The organism is Salana multivorans, from assembly GCF_003751805.1.
GTDB lineage: Bacteria > Actinomycetota > Actinomycetes > Actinomycetales > Beutenbergiaceae > Salana > Salana multivorans.
The window spans coordinates 415900-432329 of record NZ_RKHQ01000002.1; the positions used below are offsets into that span (position 1 = coordinate 415900).

General features: G+C 72.4%; 12 protein-coding genes. 7 read left to right on the top strand and 5 right to left on the bottom strand.

Annotated features, from left to right (window positions below):
- Window positions 1–359: 359 nt before the first annotated feature.
- Genes efeB through efeU form a run of 3 tightly spaced genes read right to left on the bottom strand, consistent with a single transcriptional unit; the run spans window position 360 to window position 3942 of the window.
- Window positions 360–1700, bottom strand: coding sequence for an iron uptake transporter deferrochelatase/peroxidase subunit (efeB, locus tag EDD28_RS14135; protein WP_123740413.1), 1341 nt, complete (start codon window positions 1698–1700; stop codon window positions 360–362).
- Entirely contained in the window at window positions 1697–2962 is a 1266-nt protein-coding gene (gene efeO, locus EDD28_RS14140; protein WP_123740414.1) for an iron uptake system protein EfeO, read from the bottom strand. The genes efeB and efeO overlap by 4 nt, the downstream gene beginning before the upstream one ends.
- Window positions 2959–3942, bottom strand: a complete 984-nt coding sequence (efeU, locus tag EDD28_RS14145; protein ID WP_123740415.1) for an iron uptake transporter permease EfeU — start codon at window positions 3940–3942, stop codon at window positions 2959–2961. Before efeU ends, efeO begins: the two co-directional genes overlap by 4 nt.
- A 147-nt stretch (window positions 3943–4089) precedes the next feature.
- On the opposite strand from efeU, the gene EDD28_RS14150 reads away from it, so the two are divergent.
- From EDD28_RS14150 to coaE, 3 genes are read left to right on the top strand one after another with little or no spacing between them, the layout of a single operon-like run.
- A complete protein-coding gene (locus EDD28_RS14150) occupies window positions 4090–5565 on the top strand; it encodes an NAD-dependent succinate-semialdehyde dehydrogenase (RefSeq protein ID WP_123740416.1) in 1476 nt (491 codons plus the stop codon).
- A complete protein-coding gene (locus EDD28_RS14155; protein WP_123740417.1) occupies window positions 5562–6275 on the top strand; it encodes a pyroglutamyl-peptidase I in 714 nt (237 codons plus the stop codon). The genes EDD28_RS14150 and EDD28_RS14155 overlap by 4 nt, the downstream gene beginning before the upstream one ends.
- Before the next feature lie 10 nt (window positions 6276–6285).
- A complete protein-coding gene (gene coaE / locus EDD28_RS14160; protein ID WP_123740925.1) occupies window positions 6286–7509 on the top strand; it encodes a dephospho-CoA kinase in 1224 nt (407 codons plus the stop codon).
- 260 nt (window positions 7510–7769) lie between these two features.
- Here coaE and EDD28_RS14165 read toward each other — a convergent pair whose 3' ends face one another.
- Window positions 7770–8210: an OsmC family protein gene (locus EDD28_RS14165; protein WP_123740418.1), complete on the bottom strand. Its 441-nt coding sequence runs from the start codon at window positions 8208–8210 to the stop codon at window positions 7770–7772.
- A gap of 187 nt (window positions 8211–8397) precedes the next feature.
- Here EDD28_RS14165 and uvrB point away from each other — a divergent pair, with 187 nt between their 5' ends.
- The 3 genes from uvrB (at window position 8398) to EDD28_RS14180 (ending at window position 13074) form a co-directional block, all read left to right on the top strand.
- A complete protein-coding gene (gene uvrB / locus EDD28_RS14170) occupies window positions 8398–10515 on the top strand; it encodes an excinuclease ABC subunit UvrB (protein ID WP_123740419.1) in 2118 nt (705 codons plus the stop codon).
- 400 nt (window positions 10516–10915) lie between these two features.
- Window positions 10916–11920, top strand: coding sequence for a TerC family protein (locus EDD28_RS14175; protein ID WP_123740420.1), 1005 nt, complete (start codon window positions 10916–10918; stop codon window positions 11918–11920).
- On the top strand, window positions 11917–13074 hold the full coding sequence (locus EDD28_RS14180) for a TerC family protein (RefSeq protein ID WP_123740421.1): 1158 nt from the start codon (window positions 11917–11919) through the stop codon (window positions 13072–13074). Before EDD28_RS14175 ends, EDD28_RS14180 begins: the two co-directional genes overlap by 4 nt.
- Window positions 13075–13126: 52 nt before the next feature.
- On the opposite strand, the gene EDD28_RS14185 is transcribed toward EDD28_RS14180, so the two are convergent.
- A complete protein-coding gene (locus tag EDD28_RS14185) occupies window positions 13127–13426 on the bottom strand; it encodes a YciI family protein (RefSeq protein WP_123740422.1) in 300 nt (99 codons plus the stop codon).
- Between the two features lie 100 nt (window positions 13427–13526).
- Between EDD28_RS14185 and uvrA the strand changes: the two genes are divergently transcribed.
- Window positions 13527–16382: an excinuclease ABC subunit UvrA gene (gene uvrA, locus EDD28_RS14190; protein WP_245968092.1), complete on the top strand. Its 2856-nt coding sequence runs from the start codon at window positions 13527–13529 to the stop codon at window positions 16380–16382.
- Window positions 16383–16430: the final 48 nt, after the last annotated feature.

The following is a 16430-nucleotide window of genomic DNA, read 5'->3' on the forward strand; positions in this document are numbered from 1 at the left end:
GAGGTGCGCCGGGACGGAGGTGTGCCTCCGGCGGGACCGGCGCCGGCGTGATGGGACCCGGTGTGGCCCGGGCCGGGCCCCGCGAGCCGCGCGTTCAGGCCCCGCCAGTGGCGCGTTCGCGCGTGGTGCGTGGGTGCGTCGGGCCTGCGAGCGGTGCGTTCACGCGTCGTGCGTGGGTGCCGTGGCGCGTTCGCGCGTGGTGCGTGGGTGCGTCGGGCCTGCGAGCGGCGCGTTCGCGCCTCGTGCGTGGGTGCCGTGGCGCGTTCGCGCGTGGTGCGTGGGTGCGTCGGGCCCGCGAGCGGCGCGTTCGCGCCTCGTGCGTGGGTGCGTGGTGCGTGGGAGCGCCTGACGCGGAAGTCTCAGGCGAAGAGGGTCTCGCCGACCCAGCCGCCCGGCTCGATGCCCGGGGGCACGGCGAAGATCGCCGACCCGATGTGGCGGATGTACTCGTTGAGGAGGTCCGTCGAGAGCGAGCGCTGCACCTGGACGAAGGTGTCCGGGTCGTTGACGTAGGCGAGGAAGAACAGGCCGGCGTCGAGGCGCCCGAGCGGGTTCGTGCCGTCGACGTAGTTGTACCCGCGGCGCAGCATCGTCGCGCCGGCGTTGTTCGTCGGGTGGGCGAGGTGGACGTGCGAGGCGATGTCGATCCGACCGTCCCCGAAGACGGGGGCGGTGAACTCGTCACCGCCCGAGAGCGGGGCGCCGACGCGCTTGTCGCGGCCGAAGACCCGCTCCTGCTCGCCGAGACCGGTCCGGTCCCACGGCTCTAGCAGCATCTCGATCTTCCGGCTGACGAGGTAGCTGCCGCCCGCGAGCCAGTCGGCGGCGTCGCCGGCCCCCGCCGTCGCGGACCCCGGCGCGACCCACACGTGCTCGGCGAGCCGGTCCTCCTCGGTCCCGAGGATGTTGTCCGTCCCGTCCTTGAAGCCGAAGAGGTTGCGCGGGGTGGCCTGCGCGGCCGACGTCTTCGACGTGCGTCCGAACCCCATCTGGGACCAGCGCACGTGCGCGCGGCCGAACGCGATCCGCGCGAGGTTGCGGATCGCGTGCACGGCCACCTGCGGGTCGTCGGCGCAGGCCTGGAGGCACAGGTCGCCGTGCGACCACTCGGTGCTGAGCGCGTCCCCCAGGAACGGTGGCAGGGGCGCGAGGGCGGCCGGCCGCCGCGCGGCGATCCCGAACCTGTCCTCGCCGTCGAGCTCGAACAGCGTCGGCCCGAGGCCGATCGTGACGGTGAGCCCGGACGCGGGCAGGTCGAGCGCCTCGCCGGTGTCGTCGGGCGGCGCGCTCTCCGGGCCGTCGAGCGCCCCGGTCGCGGAGACGTCGAGGCCCTGCGTCAGCCGCGACGCCGCGTACGTCCAGTCCTGGAGCAGCTCGACGACGTCGTCGCGGGTCGCCCGGGACGAGAGGTCGAAGGCCGCGAAGTGCAGGTGGTCCTGGACCGGCGTCGTGATCCCCGCCTGGTGCGCTCCCTCGAACGGGTAGGCGGTCGTCGGCGCGGCGTGACCCGCGCCCGACCCGCCGAGCGGTCCGAGCCCGGCCGGGCCGATGCCAGCGGTGGCGCGGCCGACGGCGGCACCGCCGAGCAGCGCGGCCGCCCCGGCGGCGGACAGGCCGAGCACGCCGCGGCGGGAGATCCCGCGCCGCGGCGTGCTCGGTCCGGCCGGTCCTCGGTCCGGACCTGGGTCGGTCGAGGTCACTCCAGCACCGTGGTGGTGAGCTTGGAGAGCGGCTCGGCGAGCGCGTTGATGAGGTCGGAGAGCTGCTTCTTGTCCGCGTCCGTGAGCTCGGAGTAGGCCACGAACCCGGTGGTCAGCGAGCCGTGCTCGGCCAGGGCCTCCTCGAGCGCCGCGTACCCGTCGTTGATCTGGCCGACGAGCTCCTCACCCTCGGCGCCCTTGCGGGAGGCGAGGTCCTCGACCAGCGAGAACGCCATCTTGGAGCCCTCGACGTTGGCCGCGAAGTCGTAGAGGTCGGTGCCGCTCCACCAGTCCTCCTCGCCCGTGATCTTGCCGGTCGCGACCTCGTCGAGCAGCCCGATCGCGCCGTTGGAGATCCAGTCGACGCCCTGGTCGGAGAGGAAGGTGGTGAAGTCGTCGGAGTGGACGAAGTCGTAGAGCTCGGTGACGTCGGCCACGAGCAGGCGGCCGAGCTCGGCGCGCTCCTCGGGCGTCGAGGGCGTCCAGCCGTCGAACGCGTCCGTCTCGCCGTCCGAGTTCAGCGCGCCCGGCGCCGGCTCCCACAGGTCCTTCTCGATCCGGTGGAACCCGGTCCAGTCCAGCCCCTCGGCGACGGCGTCGACCTCGCGGTAGTCGATCCGCGGGTCGAGGTCGCCGAGCGCCTCGGCCACGGGCTCGATCCGCTCGTAGTACGCCCGGACCAGCGGGAACTCGGCGCGCGCGGCCTCGTCGTCGCCCGCGACGTACAGGTCGACGAACGCCTCCGTCTCGGGCAGGAGCTGCGCGACCTGGTCCTTGACGAACGCCGCGTACAGGTCGATCGCCTCCTGCTTGAGCTCGGCGTCCTCGCCGGTCAGCTCGACCCGCTCGCCCGACACCGTGAAGTCGGCTCGGCCCACGCCGGCGCCGATCATGCCGGGCTTGCAGACCGTCTGGTAGTCGCCCGGCTGCACGGTCACCGTGAGCGTGCGCGAGGCGCCCGGGGCGATGTTCTCGACCTCGCCGACGATGCGCAGGCCGTCGGCGGCCATGAGGTAGAACTCGGTCACCTTCGTGCCCGAGTTCGCGACGTCGAACGTCAGCGTGCCCGACGTCGCCTCGGCCGCGGAGATCTCGCAGGTGGTGTCGTCCGAGGTCACGGCGAGCGCGCCGGACGCGGCCCCGGAGCCGTCGGTGCCGCTGGACTGCGGGTTGTTCGGGACGCATCCGGCGAGGACGACGACGGCGGCGGCCGCCACCGTGACGATGGCCGGGACCGACGCGGACGGACGAGTGGGTGTCATGGTGTTCCTTCGGTGGTGCCGACGGGTCCGTCGGTCGCGGTGAGATCGGGGGACGGGACGAGAGCTGGGGGTGCGGCGTCCGTCGCGTCGCTCGACGTCGTCGGGGGCGCGGGATGCGGCGCGAAGGCACGCCGCACGAAGCGGGTGCCGATGATGCCGAGGTAGAGGGCCCACAGGACGACCGAGAGCCAGGTCATCTCGGGCATGAAGCCGATCGTCCCCTTGAGCAGCGCGCCGAGCGCGCCGTCCGGCGCGATGACGTGGCCGACCTGGAACGCCCAGCCGAACGGGAAGCCGGCGAGGCCGACCCCGACCAGCCCCGTCGTCGGGTCGATCGTCGCGGCGGACGTGAACGGGCCGGGCAGGAAGCCGGCCTCCTGCAGGTCGTGGACGCCGTAGGCGAGGACGCCGGCGGCCACGACGACGAGGGCGAGGCCGGTCCACCGGAAGAACACGCCGAGGTCGATCCTGACCATGCCGCGGTAGATGGCCCAGCCGAGGCAGGCGGCCACGACCAGGCCGGCGACGGCTCCGATCGCGGCACCGGAGCCGTTGCCGAGCGAGCGAACGGTCGACCAGAGGAAGAGCGTGGTCTCGATGCCCTCGCGGGCGACCGAGATGAAGCCGATGACCACGATGCCCCAGGCGCTGTCTCCCGAGCGGTCGACCTGGGCGCGCAGCTCCGCCGACAGCCCGCGCGAGGCGCCGACCATCCAGAACACCATCCAGGTGACGAGGGCGACCGTGACGATCGAGAGACCGCCGCCGATCGCCTCCTGCGCCTGGAACGAGAGGCCGTAGGCGCCGAAGGTGAGGATCGCCCCGAGGGCGAGCGAGCCGACGATCGCGAGACCGACCCCGGCCCAGAGCCGCGGCAGGGCGCTCGCGCGGCCGGACTTGTGCAGGTAGGCCACCAGGATGCCGACGACGAGCGCCGCCTCGAGCCCCTCGCGCAGGCCGATGAGGAACGCGGCGATCATGGTTCCCCCTGTCTCGATCGGCTGCCGGACGCTGGCTGGGTTTGGTGACCCTTCGGCTCAGTAAGGTACACCTATTACGGCACGTCGGAGTTGGCGAAATCGAGGCCGACTCCGTGAGGAGGGTCACACCGCGGGTAGCGTTGAGGCATGTCCGGCTCACCGTCCCGCCCGCCGTCCGCCTCCGCCCCGACGCAGCTCTTCGTCGCGGGGCAGTGGCGCGACGCGACCGGCGGCCGCACGTTCGCGGTCGAGGACCCGGCGACGGGGGAGGAGCTGGCCCGGGTCGCGGACGCCTCGCCCGAGGACGGCCTCGCGGCACTCGACGCCGCGGTGGCAGCCCAGGAGGCGTGGGCGGCGACGTCGCCGCTGGAACGCTCCGAGCTCCTGCGGCGCACGTTCGACGCGGTGATGGACCACCGCGACGAGCTGGCCGCGCTGATGACGGCTGAGATGGGCAAGCCGCTCGCGGAGTCAGCGGCCGAGGTGACCTACGGCGCGGAGTACGTGCGTTGGTTCGCCGGCGAGGCCACGCGCGTCGGCGGCCGCTACGACACCGCCCCCGAGGGAACCGGACGGATCCTCGTGGGCCGGCGCCCCGTCGGGCCCTGCTACCTCATCACCCCGTGGAACTTCCCGCTCGCGATGGCGACGCGGAAGATCGCCCCCGCGATCGCCGCCGGCTGCACCGCCGTGGTGAAGCCCGCGTCGCTGACGCCGCTCACGACGCTCGCGTTCGTCGGGCTGCTGGCGGAGGCCGGGCTGCCGGAGGGCGTCGTCAACGTGGTGCCGACCTCGAGCTCGAGCGCGGTCAGCGAGCCGATCCTCGCCGACCCGCGCCTGCGCAAGCTCTCCTTCACCGGCTCGACGGAGGTCGGGCGAACCCTGCTGCGACAGTCCGCCGACGGCATCCTGCGCACGTCGATGGAGCTCGGCGGCGACGCGCCGTTCCTCGTCTTCAACGACGCCGATCTCGACGCCGCCGTCGACGGCGCGCTGCTCGCGAAGCTCCGCAACGGCGGTCAGGCGTGCACGGCGGCGAACCGGTTCCTCGTCCAGGAGGGGGTCGCCGAGGAGTTCACGCTGCGGGTCGTCGAGCGCGTGCGCCAGGTCCGGGTCGGTCCGGGCGCGGCGCCCGGCACGACGCTCGGCCCGCTCATCGACGCGGCGGCGGTGGAGCGGGTCACCGAGCTGGTCGACGATGCCGTCGCCCGCGGCGCGCGCGTCCTCCTCGCGCCCGAGCTGCCGTCCGGTCTCTCGCCCGACGGCCACTTCCTCGCCCCCGTCGTGCTCGCGGACGTGCCCGTCGAGGCGCGGGTGTGGCGCGAGGAGATCTTCGGGCCGGTGCTCGCGCTGCGGACGTTCGCTGACGAGGACGAGGCGGTCGCCCTGGCGAACGACACCGACCGCGGTCTCGTCTCGTACGCGTTCACGCGCGACCTCGCCCGCGGCCACCGCCTCGTCGAGCGGCTGGAGAGCGGGATGGTCGGGCTCAACTCGGGCATCGTCTCGAACGCGGCGGCCCCGTTCGGCGGGATCAAGACGTCGGGCCTGGGTCGCGAGGGCGGCGAGCTCGGGATCGAGGAGTACCAGTCCGTGACGTACGCGTTCCTGCCGCGCTCGTGACGCGGGTCCTGCTCACCGGCTTCGAGCCGTTCGACGGCGCGAGGGTCAACCCGTCGTGGGAGGTCGCGGAGCTGCTCGCGGACGAGGGGATCGGGCTGCCCGGCGTCGAGGTCGCCGCCGTCCGGCTGCCGGTCGTCTTCTCGCGCGTGCGGGGACTGCTGGCCGCGGCCCTGGAGCGGGATGCGCCCGACGTCGTGATCGGTCTCGGCCTCGCCGCCGGCCGGCCGCACGTCAGCGTCGAACGGGTCGGGATCAACCTCGCCGTCGCGCGCATCCCGGACAACGAGGGCGACCGGCCGCGGGACGTGCCGCTGGCGCCCGGGCGACCCGACGCGCACCTCGCGACCCTGCCGGTGGGCGAGCTGCTGGCGGGTGACCCGAGGCTGCTCGACTCCCTCAGCGCCGGCGCCTACGTCTGCAACGCCGTGCTGTTCCACCTGCTCGACCTCGTCGCGCTCGTCGCGCCCGGGACCGAGCGGGTCCGAGCCGCCGGCTTCCTGCACGTCCCGGCCACGGGTCCGGACGCGCTCGCCTCGCACGACGAGGTCGGGACCGGCGGTGGCGCGGGCGGCAGCGTAGGGACGGAGGGTGCCGGCGCGGACGTGCCGCAGGTGCCGCTCCGCGACGTCGCGGACGTCGTGGCAGGCGCGGTGCGGCTCACGCTGGAGGCGCGCGCCGGGTCGGCCGCGTCCGGCCAGCCGGACGGCTAGCGTGACGGGCATGCTCCTCATCGGCCTCACCGGAGGCATGGCCGCCGGAAAGTCCACCGTCGCGCGCCGGATGGCTCGGCTGGGCGCCGTCGTCGTCGATGCCGACGTCCTCGCGCGCGAGGTGGTCGAGCCCGGGACCCCGGGGCTCGCGGCCGTCGTCGAGCGGTTCGGCTCCGAGGTGACGGGGGAGTCCGGCGCGCTGGACCGGGCGCGGCTCGCTGCCCTCGTGTTCGACGACGCGGTGGCCCGCGCGGACCTCGAGGCGATCATCCACCCGGCGGTCGGCGCCGCCTTCGAGGAACGGGTCGCGCAGCTGGCCGCCGAGCGGCCCGACGCGATCGTCGTGCACGACGTGCCGCTCCTCGCCGAGAACGGTCTCGCCCCGCGCTACCACCTGGTGCTCGTCGCCGACGCGCCCGAGGCCGTCCGCATCGAGCGCGCGGTCCGGGAGCGCGGCATGACCGAGGATGCGGCCCGCGCCCGGATCGCGGCGCAGGCGAGCGATGCGCAGCGCCGCGCCGTCGCGGACGTCCTGATCGACACGGCCTGCGCCCCCGAGGAGACGACGGCGGCGGTCGATGCGCTGTGGACCGAGCGCCTCGTCCCGTTCGAGCGCAACCTGCGTGAGGGCCGTCGCGCGGCCCGTCCGACGGCCGAGCTCGTCGAGGACGACGCGGCCGACCCGTGGGCGCAGCAGGCGGCGCGCGTGCTGGCCCGGCTGGAGCTCGCCGGTGGCGATCTCGTGCTGGACGCGGCGCACATCGGGTCGACATCCGTCCCGGGGCTGCCGGCCAAGGACGTGCTCGACGTGCAGGTCGGCGTCCCCTCGCTGGCGGCCGCCGCACTCCTCGCGCCACGGTTCGGGGAGGCGGGCTTCCCGCTCGTCGCGGGTCTCGGGCAGGACACGCCGAAGCCCGACGCCCCCGACCCCGAGCTGTGGCGCAAGGCCTTCCACGCGAACGCCGACCCCGCTCGGCCGGTCAACGTGCACGTGCGCGTCACGGGGTCGCCCGGGTGGACCTGGGCGCTGGCGTTCCGGGACTGGCTGCGGGCCGATCCCGCGGCGCGCGAACGCTACCGCCGGGTGAAGGAGGGCGTGCTCGCCGAGGTGGCGGACCAGCTCGGCGAGCACCCGACCCATGCGTACGCCGAGGCCAAGGAGCCGTTCTTCACCGAGGTCGACGGGGAGCTCACCGCCTGGCGCGAGCGCACCGGCTGGCAGCCTCGGCCCTAGCGCCCGGACCGGCGTCGGACGGATCCGCGGACGCGGAGGCCGTCAGTGGCCCCCCGGACCTGGACGGGACCGTGAGCGCAGGCGCCCGGTGGCCGCAGTCCAGCCCGGGCGTGGCCCACCTGGCCATTGCCCAGCCCGGGCGCGGCCCAGCCCGGCGCGGTCCACGTCAGCCGTGGCTCGGTTCGGTCGCGGTCCGACCTGGCCGCGGACGGCCGGGCCGTGGACGGCCGGGCCGTGGACGGGCTGGGCCGCGGACGGCCTCAGACGAGCGTGGCGGAGAGCGTGATCGGGACGGCCGCCAGTGCCTTGCTCACGGGGCAGCCGACCTTCGCCGCCTCGGCGATCGCGAGGAAGTCCTCCTCGCTGATGCCCGGGACCTTGCCCTCGACGGTCAGCTCGATGCCGGAGATGACCGGACCGGCGTCGCCGATCTCGAACGTGACGTTCGCCGACGCCTCGATGCGCTCGGGCGTGCTGCCGCTGCTGGCGAGCTCGTTGGACAGCGCCATCGAGTAGCAGCCGGCGTGGGCGGCGGCGATGAGCTCCTCCGGCGTGGTGTGCCGCAGCTCGCCCTCCGAGCGGGCCTTCCAGGTGAGGGGAACGGTGGGGAAGGCGTCGCTGGCCACGGTGACGCGGCCGCCACCGCTGGCGAGGTCGCCCTCCCAGACGGAGCTGGCGGTGCTGATGACGGGACGAGGCATGGTGCTTCCCTTCTCGCGGGGCCCTGGCTGGACCCGTTCCTGCCAACGTACCCCGGACCGCCGACGCGAACGAGGGGCGGTCCCCAGGCTGTGGATCGCTTGCCGGGCGGTGTCGAGTCACCCCCGCGGTTACGCCCTCGGCGTCACGCCGGGATAGATGTCGGACCCTCGACGTACCGTTGTCGACATGCGGCCCGTCACCGATCTCCAGCGCACCGTCGCCCCCTTCGAGGTGGTCTCGGAGTACACCCCGTCCGGCGACCAGCCCACCGCCATCGCCGACCTGACGGAACGGCTCAGGGCGGGGGAGAAGGACATCGTGCTGCTCGGCGCCACGGGAACCGGCAAGTCGGCGACGACGGCGTGGCTCGTCGAGCAGGTCCAGCGTCCGACGCTCGTCATGGCGCCGAACAAGACGCTGGCCGCGCAGCTCGCGACGGAGTTCCGCGAGCTGCTGCCGAACAACGCGGTCGAGTACTTCGTCTCCTACTACGACTACTACCAGCCCGAGGCCTACGTCCCGAGCTCGGACACCTACATCGAGAAGGACTCCTCCATCAACGAGGAGGTCGAGCGGCTGCGCCACTCGGCGACGAACTCGCTGCTGACGCGGCGGGACGTCGTGGTGGTCGCCTCCGTCTCCTGCATCTACGGCCTCGGCACGCCGCAGGAGTACGTCGACCGGATGGTCCCGCTCCAGGTGGGGCAGGAGATCGACCGGGACGTGCTGCTGCGCCGGTTCGTCGAGATGCAGTACACCCGCAACGACACCTCGTTCCAGCGTGGGACGTTCCGGGTCCGGGGGGACACGGTCGAGATCATCCCGGTCTACGAGGAGCTGGCGATCCGGATCGAGTTCTTCGGGGACGAGGTCACGTCGCTCGCCTCGCTCAACCCGCTGACGGGGGACGTGGTGCGGCAGGAGCAGCACGTCTACCTGTTCCCGGCCTCGCACTACGTGGCGGGCGCCGAGCGGATGGAGCGCGCGATCGGCTCGATCGAGGAGGAGCTCGAGGGACGGCTGCGCGAGCTGGAGCAGGGCGGCCGGCTGCTGGAGGCGCAGCGCCTGCGGATGCGGACGACGTACGACATCGAGATGATGCGCCAGATCGGCACCTGCTCGGGGATCGAGAACTACTCGCGGCACATCGACGGTCGCGAGCCCGGGTCCGCGCCCAACACGCTGCTCGACTACTTCCCCGAGGACTTCCTGCTCGTCATCGACGAGTCGCACCAGACCGTGCCCCAGATCGGGGCGATGTTCGAGGGCGACATGAGCCGCAAGCGGACGCTGGTCGAGCACGGCTTCCGGCTCCCGAGCGCGATGGACAACCGGCCGCTGCGCTGGGAGGAGTTCCTCGAGCGGATCGGTCAGACGGTCTACCTCTCGGCGACCCCCGGCCCGTACGAGCTCGGCCAGTCGGACGGGTTCGTCGAGCAGGTCATCCGGCCGACGGGCCTGGTCGACCCCGAGGTCGTCGTCAAGCCGACCCAGGGGCAGATCGACGACCTGCTCGGGGAGATCCGCGACCGGACGGACCGGGACGAGCGCGTCCTCGTCACGACGCTCACGAAGAAGATGGCCGAGGACCTCACGGACTACCTGCTGGAGCGCGGCGTCAAGGTCGCCTACCTGCACTCCGAGGTCGACACGCTCAAGCGGATCGAGCTGCTGCGCGACCTGCGCCTCGGCGTCTTCGACGTGCTCGTCGGCATCAACCTCCTGCGCGAGGGCCTCGACCTGCCGGAGGTGTCGCTCGTGGCGATCCTCGACGCGGACAAGGAGGGCTTCCTGCGCTCGGGGACCTCGCTCATCCAGACGATCGGACGTGCGGCCCGCAACGTGTCGGGCCAGGTCCACATGTACGCCGACCGGATCACGCCGTCGATGGCGGCGGCCATCGAGGAGACGAACCGTCGCCGCGAGAAGCAGGTCGCCTACAACGTCGAGCACGGCATCGACCCGACGCCGCTGCGCAAGAAGATCGTCGACATCACGGACCAGCTCGCGCGTGAGGACGTGGACACGGCGGAGCTCCTGGCCGGCGGCTACCGCCAGGCGCAGGGCAAGAAGGGCGCGAGCCACGGGCTCAAGGCGCCCGGCGGGAAGGCCGGCAAGGGCTCGGCGGCGCGGGACCGGCTGGCCGGTGCGGCCGCGACCGACCTCGCGCAGCTCATCCAGGACCTCACGGACCAGATGCACGCCGCCGCGGCGGAGCTGCAGTTCGAGGTGGCGGCCCGGCTGCGGGACGAGGTGTCCGACCTCAAGAAGGAGCTGCGGCAGATGGTCGCCGCCACGGCCTGAGGTCGACCACGCTCGCGTGCGGCCCGCCGCACGGCGTGCTGCTCGCCGCACCGGGGCCTGCGCGCCCCGCGGCGACGGCGCTGGCGTCCCGTCGTCGTGTCCGGGGCCCGGGGCACGGGTCGCGTCCGGGAACTTGCGCCGTGCGCCACACCGGGACCCTGCACAGCGCCTCGCGGCGCGAGCGGCGTACGTCACGCCCGGCGACCGCGGTACTCGGCGCGCGGCACGGTAGAGTCTGCTCCGACGTAAGGGGAGTACTCCTCAAACGGCGGCATCGTCACCACGGCACCCGGCGCAGGGTTCCCGGTGCCGTCGGGCAACCCGGACACGCAGAGATCTGCGGCTCCGGCGCCGGAGAAGACCTTCGGTTTCCTTGGCAACGGTTCCGAAAGGCAGCTCCGTGGACGTTTCTCTCCTGGCATGGGTCGTGACGATCGGCCTCATCGTGGCGATGCTGGCCGTCGACCTCTTCGGACACGTCCGCAAGCCCCACGCGCCGACCCTGCGCGAGGCCGCGCTCTGGTCGATCGCCTACGTCGCGATCGCCGTCGTGTTCGGGCTCGTGGTCTGGTGGCTCTGGGGTGGCGAGTTCGGCGCCGAGTACTTCGCCGGCTACGTGACCGAGAAGAGCCTCTCGGTCGACAACCTCTTCGTGTTCGTCCTCATCATGGGCGCGTTCGCCGTCCCGCGGCAGAACCAGCAGAAGGTCCTGTTCGTCGGGATCATCCTCGCGCTCGTCCTGCGCACGGTCTTCATCCTCGTCGGTGCCGAGCTCGTCAACGCGTGGGCGTGGATCTTCTACATCTTCGGTGCGTTCCTCATCTGGACCGCCATCGGACAGCTGCGCCACACGGGTCAGCAGGACGAGGCCAAGGAGACCTGGCTGGTCCGTTCCGTGCGGCGGGTCTTCCCGGTGACGGACGGTTTCCACGGCGATCGCGTCTGGGTCCGGCACGACGGACGCTGGCACATGACGCCGATGCTGCTCGTCATGGTCGCGATCGGCAGCGCGGACATCCTGTTCGCGATCGACTCGATCCCGGCGATCTTCGGGCTCACGCAGGAGGTGTTCCTCATCTTCGCCGCGAACGCCTTCTCGCTGCTCGGCCTGCGCCAGCTCTTCTTCCTCATCGACGGCCTGCTCGACCGGCTCGTCTACCTCAACTACGGGCTCGCCGCGATCCTCGCCTTCATCGGCGCGAAGCTCGTCATCCACGCCCTGCACGAGAACGAGGTGCCGTTCATCAACGGCGGTGAGCCCGTGCACGCGATCCCCGAGGTCTCGATCGCGGTCTCCCTCACGTTCATCATCTCCGTCCTGGTCATCACGACGGTGGCGAGCCTGCTCAAGTCGCGCAGCGACGCGCGAGGACGGCTCACGGCTGGACCGGGGGCCGGCGCGTGAGCGGCACGCTGCCGGTCTGGTTCGAGGTCGCGTCGCTCGTCGTCATCACGGGCGTCCTCGTCGCCGACCTCGTCATCATCGGGCGTCGGCCGCACGTGCCGGGCTTCGCCGAGAGCGCGCGCTGGGTCGGCTTCTACGTCGCGCTGGCGCTCGTCTTCGCGGGCCTCGTCTACCTCGTGGGCGGCGCCCAGCCGGCGACCGAGTTCGTCGCCGGCTGGCTCACCGAGTACTCGCTCTCGCTGGACAACCTCTTCGTGTTCGCGCTCATCCTCACGGCGTTCGCCGTGCCCCGCGAGCTGCAGCAGCGCACGCTCATGATCGGGATCCTCATCGCGCTCGGGCTGCGCGCCGTCCTCATCGTCGCCGGGGCGGCGGTCGTCGACCGGTTCACCTGGGTGTTCTTCGTCTTCGGCGTCATCCTGCTCGTCACGGCCTACGGGATGCTCAAGGGCCAGGACGAGGAGGAGGAGTACAAGGAGAACGCGACGGTCCGGGCCGTCCGGCGGGTCATGCCCGTGTCCGAGCACTACGACGGCAAGAGCCTCACGACGCGCATCGACGTCGAGGTCCCCGCCGACCAGGCCCCCGGCCAGGTCTCACCGTTCGGCACGCCCGCGTCCGTCGCGGACGCTCCGATCGCGCGGGACGTGGCGCCGTACGACGTGACCTCGTCCGAGGCCACCACCGGCCAGCCGGCCACCGGCCAGCCGGCGGCGTACGAGACGCGGCGCGCGCTCACACCCATGGCGCTCGTCATCCTCGCGCTCGGCACGACGGACCTGCTGTTCGCGCTCGACTCGATCCCGGCGATCTTCGGCATCACGTCGAACCCGTTCATCGTGTTCACGACGAACCTGTTCGCGCTCATGGGGCTGCGCCAGCTCTACTTCATGCTGAGCGGCCTCATGGAGCGGCTCACCTACCTGAAGTTCGGGCTCGCGGCGATCCTCGCGTTCATCGGCGTGAAGCTCGTCCTGCACGCGCTGCACACCAACTCGCTGCCCTTCCTCAACGGGGGAGAGCCGATCGAGTGGGGACCGGAGATCTCGACGGGGGCCTCGCTCGTCGTCATCGTCGCGTGCCTCGGGCTCGCGGCCCTCGCCTCGCTCGTCGCGCGACGCAGCCCGTCCGGCCCGCCCGCGCCGCTGCGCTGACGCGCGGCCCGGCACCCGGGGAGCCGTCGGCTCCCGTGCCGTCCGCGACGCGTCAGGCCCAGGGTCCGATGACCGGGTCCCAGCGACGCACCGTCGTCGAGCCGACGACGCCGGCGACCTGGAACGGGTCGGCCGCGAGCAGGTCGCGCGCGGCCACGTCGGAGGCGGCGCGCACGAGCAGCAGCGCTCCGCCGTCCTCGGGCAGGGGACCGGACGCCAGCAGGTCCCCGGCGTCGCACAGCGCACGGAGAAACGCGCGGTGCTCGGGCCGGACGGCGGCGAGCTCCTCGGGCGAGGCGTCGTAGGCGTACTCGACGGCGTAGGTCAGGGGCGCGGGAGCTGCGTCGGTCATGGCCGCAACATACCCCGCCGCACCCGCCGGACGGTGCGCCGGATTCCGCCCTGATCGAACACGTGTACATGATGTCGGTGGTCGGACTTAGCATGGAGCAGTGAGTCTCATCGTCTCCGGTGCCCGTGAGCACAACCTCAAGAACGTCTCGATCGAGCTGCCGCGCGACCAGCTCGTCGTGTTCACCGGGCTGTCCGGATCGGGCAAGTCCTCCCTGGCGTTCGACACGATCTTCGCCGAGGGACAGCGCCGCTACGTCGAGTCGCTGTCGTCCTACGCGCGCCAGTTCCTCGGCCAGATGGACAAGCCAGACGTCGACTTCATCGAGGGCCTCTCGCCGGCGGTCTCGATCGACCAGAAGTCGACGAACCGGAACCCGCGCTCGACGGTCGGGACCATCACCGAGGTCTACGACTACCTGCGCCTCCTCTTCGCGCGCGCCGGTACGCAGTTCTGCCCGGTGTGCGGCGAGCAGGTGACGTCGCAGACCCCGCAGCAGATCGTCGACCGGCTGCTCGAGCTGCCCGACGGCACCCGCTTCCAGGTGCTCGCCCCGGTCGTCCGCGGCCGCAAGGGCGAGTACTCGGAGCTGTTCCGCGACCTGCAGTCGCAGGGCTTCGCCCGCGCCCGGGTCGACGGCGAGGTCGTGACGCTCACCGAGGCGCCGGCCCTGGAGAAGAAGCTGAAGCACGACATCGAGGTCGTCGTCGACCGGCTCGTCGCTCGCTCGAGCGCGAAGCAGCGGATCACCGACTCGGTCGAGACGGCGCTGCGGCTGGCCGACGGCCTCGTCGTCATCGAGTTCGTCGACGTCGACGCCGGTGCGCCCGGGCGGGAGCGCCGCTTCTCGGAGAAGCGCGCCTGCCCCAACGACCACGTGCTCGCGCTCGAGGAGATCGAGCCGCGCACCTTCTCCTTCAACGCGCCCTACGGCGCGTGCCCCGAGTGCACGGGCCTCGGCACCCGCCTCGAGGTGGACCCGGACCTCATCGTCCCCGACGACGAGCTGACGCTGGCCGAGGGCGCGATCGCGCCGTGGGCGCAGACGTCGGCGGAGTACTTCGCGCGTCAGCTCGAGGCGCTCGGCAAGGACCTCGGGTTCAGCACCGACGTGCCGTGGCGCGCGCTTCCCGAGCGCGCGCGCACGGCGATCCTGCACGGTCACGACCACGAGGTGAAGGTCCGCTACCGCAACCGCTGGGGCCGTGAGCGGCAGTACTCGACCGGGTTCGAGGGCGCCATCCCGTTCGTCCAGCGTCGGCACGCGGAGACGGAGTCGGACTGGTCGCGCGAGCGCTACGAGGGCTTCATGCGCGAGGTGCCGTGCCCGGCCTGCCAGGGTGCTCGGCTCAAGCCCGAGGTCCTCGCGGTCAAGGTCGACGGCCACTCGATCGCCGACGTCTGCAACCTGGCGATCGCCGAGGCCAAGGCGTACCTCGACGGGATCGAGCTGGGCGAGCGCGAGCGGGTCGTCGCCGGCGCCGTGCTCAAGGAGATCCACGCGCGGCTGCAGTTCCTGCTCGACGTCGGGCTCGACTACCTCACGCTCTCGCGACCCTCGGCCACCCTGTCCGGCGGCGAGGCCCAGCGCATCCGTCTGGCGACGCAGATCGGGTCGGGCCTCGTCGGCGTGCTCTACGTGCTCGACGAGCCGAGCATCGGCCTGCACCAGCGCGACAACCGCCGGCTGATCGAGACGCTGAGCCGGCTGCGCGACCTGGGCAACACGCTCATCGTGGTCGAGCACGACGAGGACACCATCCGCACGGCGGACTGGATCGTCGACATCGGTCCGGGTGCCGGGGAGCACGGCGGGCACGTCGTCCACTCCGGTGACCTCGCGGGGCTGCTCGCGTCGGAGGAGTCGGTCACGGGCGCCTACCTGTCCGGCCGCCGGCACATCCCGGTCCCGACGACGCGCCGCAAGACGACCAAGGGCCGGGCCATCACGGTGCACGGTGCCCGCGAGAACAACCTGCGGGACGTCACGGTGTCGTTCCCGGTCGGTGTGCTCACGGCCGTCACCGGCGTCTCCGGCTCCGGCAAGTCGACGCTGGTCAACTCGATCTTCCACACCGTGCTCGCCAACGAGCTGAACGGCGCGCGCCGGGTCGCGGGACGACACCGCCGCGTCACGGGTCTCGAGCACGTCGACAAGGTGGTCCACGTCGACCAGGGACCGATCGGCCGCACCCCGCGGTCGAACCCGGCGACGTACACGGGCGTGTGGGACCACGTGCGCCGGCTGTTCGCCGAGACGCAGGAGGCGAAGGTCCGCGGGTACAAGCCCGGCCGGTTCTCGTTCAACGTCAAGGGCGGGCGCTGCGAGGCGTGCTCCGGCGACGGCACGATCAAGATCGAGATGAACTTCCTCCCGGACGTCTACGTCCAGTGCGAGGTCTGCCACGGCGCCCGGTACAACCGGGAGACGCTCGAGGTGCGGTACAAGGGCAGGACGGTCGCCGACGTGCTCGACATGCCGATCTCGGAGGCCGCGGAGTTCTTCGCGGCCGTCCCGGCGATCGCGCGCCACCTCAACACGCTCGTCGACGTCGGGCTGGGCTACGTCCGGCTGGGTCAGAGCGCGACGACGCTCTCCGGCGGCGAGGCGCAGCGCGTCAAGCTCGCCTCCGAGCTGCAGAAGCGGTCGAGCGGCCGCACGGTCTACGTGCTCGACGAGCCGACGACCGGGCTGCACTTCGAGGACGTGCGCAAGCTGCTCGAGGTGCTCCAGGGGCTCGTCGAGAAGGGCAACACGGTGGTCGTCATCGAGCACAACCTCGACGTCGTCCGCAGCGCCGACTGGCTCATCGACATGGGCCCCGAGGGCGGCTCCGGCGGTGGGACCGTCGTCGCCGAGGGCACGCCGGAGCAGGTGGCGCGGGTGGCCGAGAGTCACACCGGCGCCTTCCTGCGCGACCTCCTGCCGGAGGCCGAGCGCGAGCTGAGCGCCTGAGGCCGGCTCGCCGGTCCGCGGCCCGAATCCCGTTGCGCCGCCGGGCGC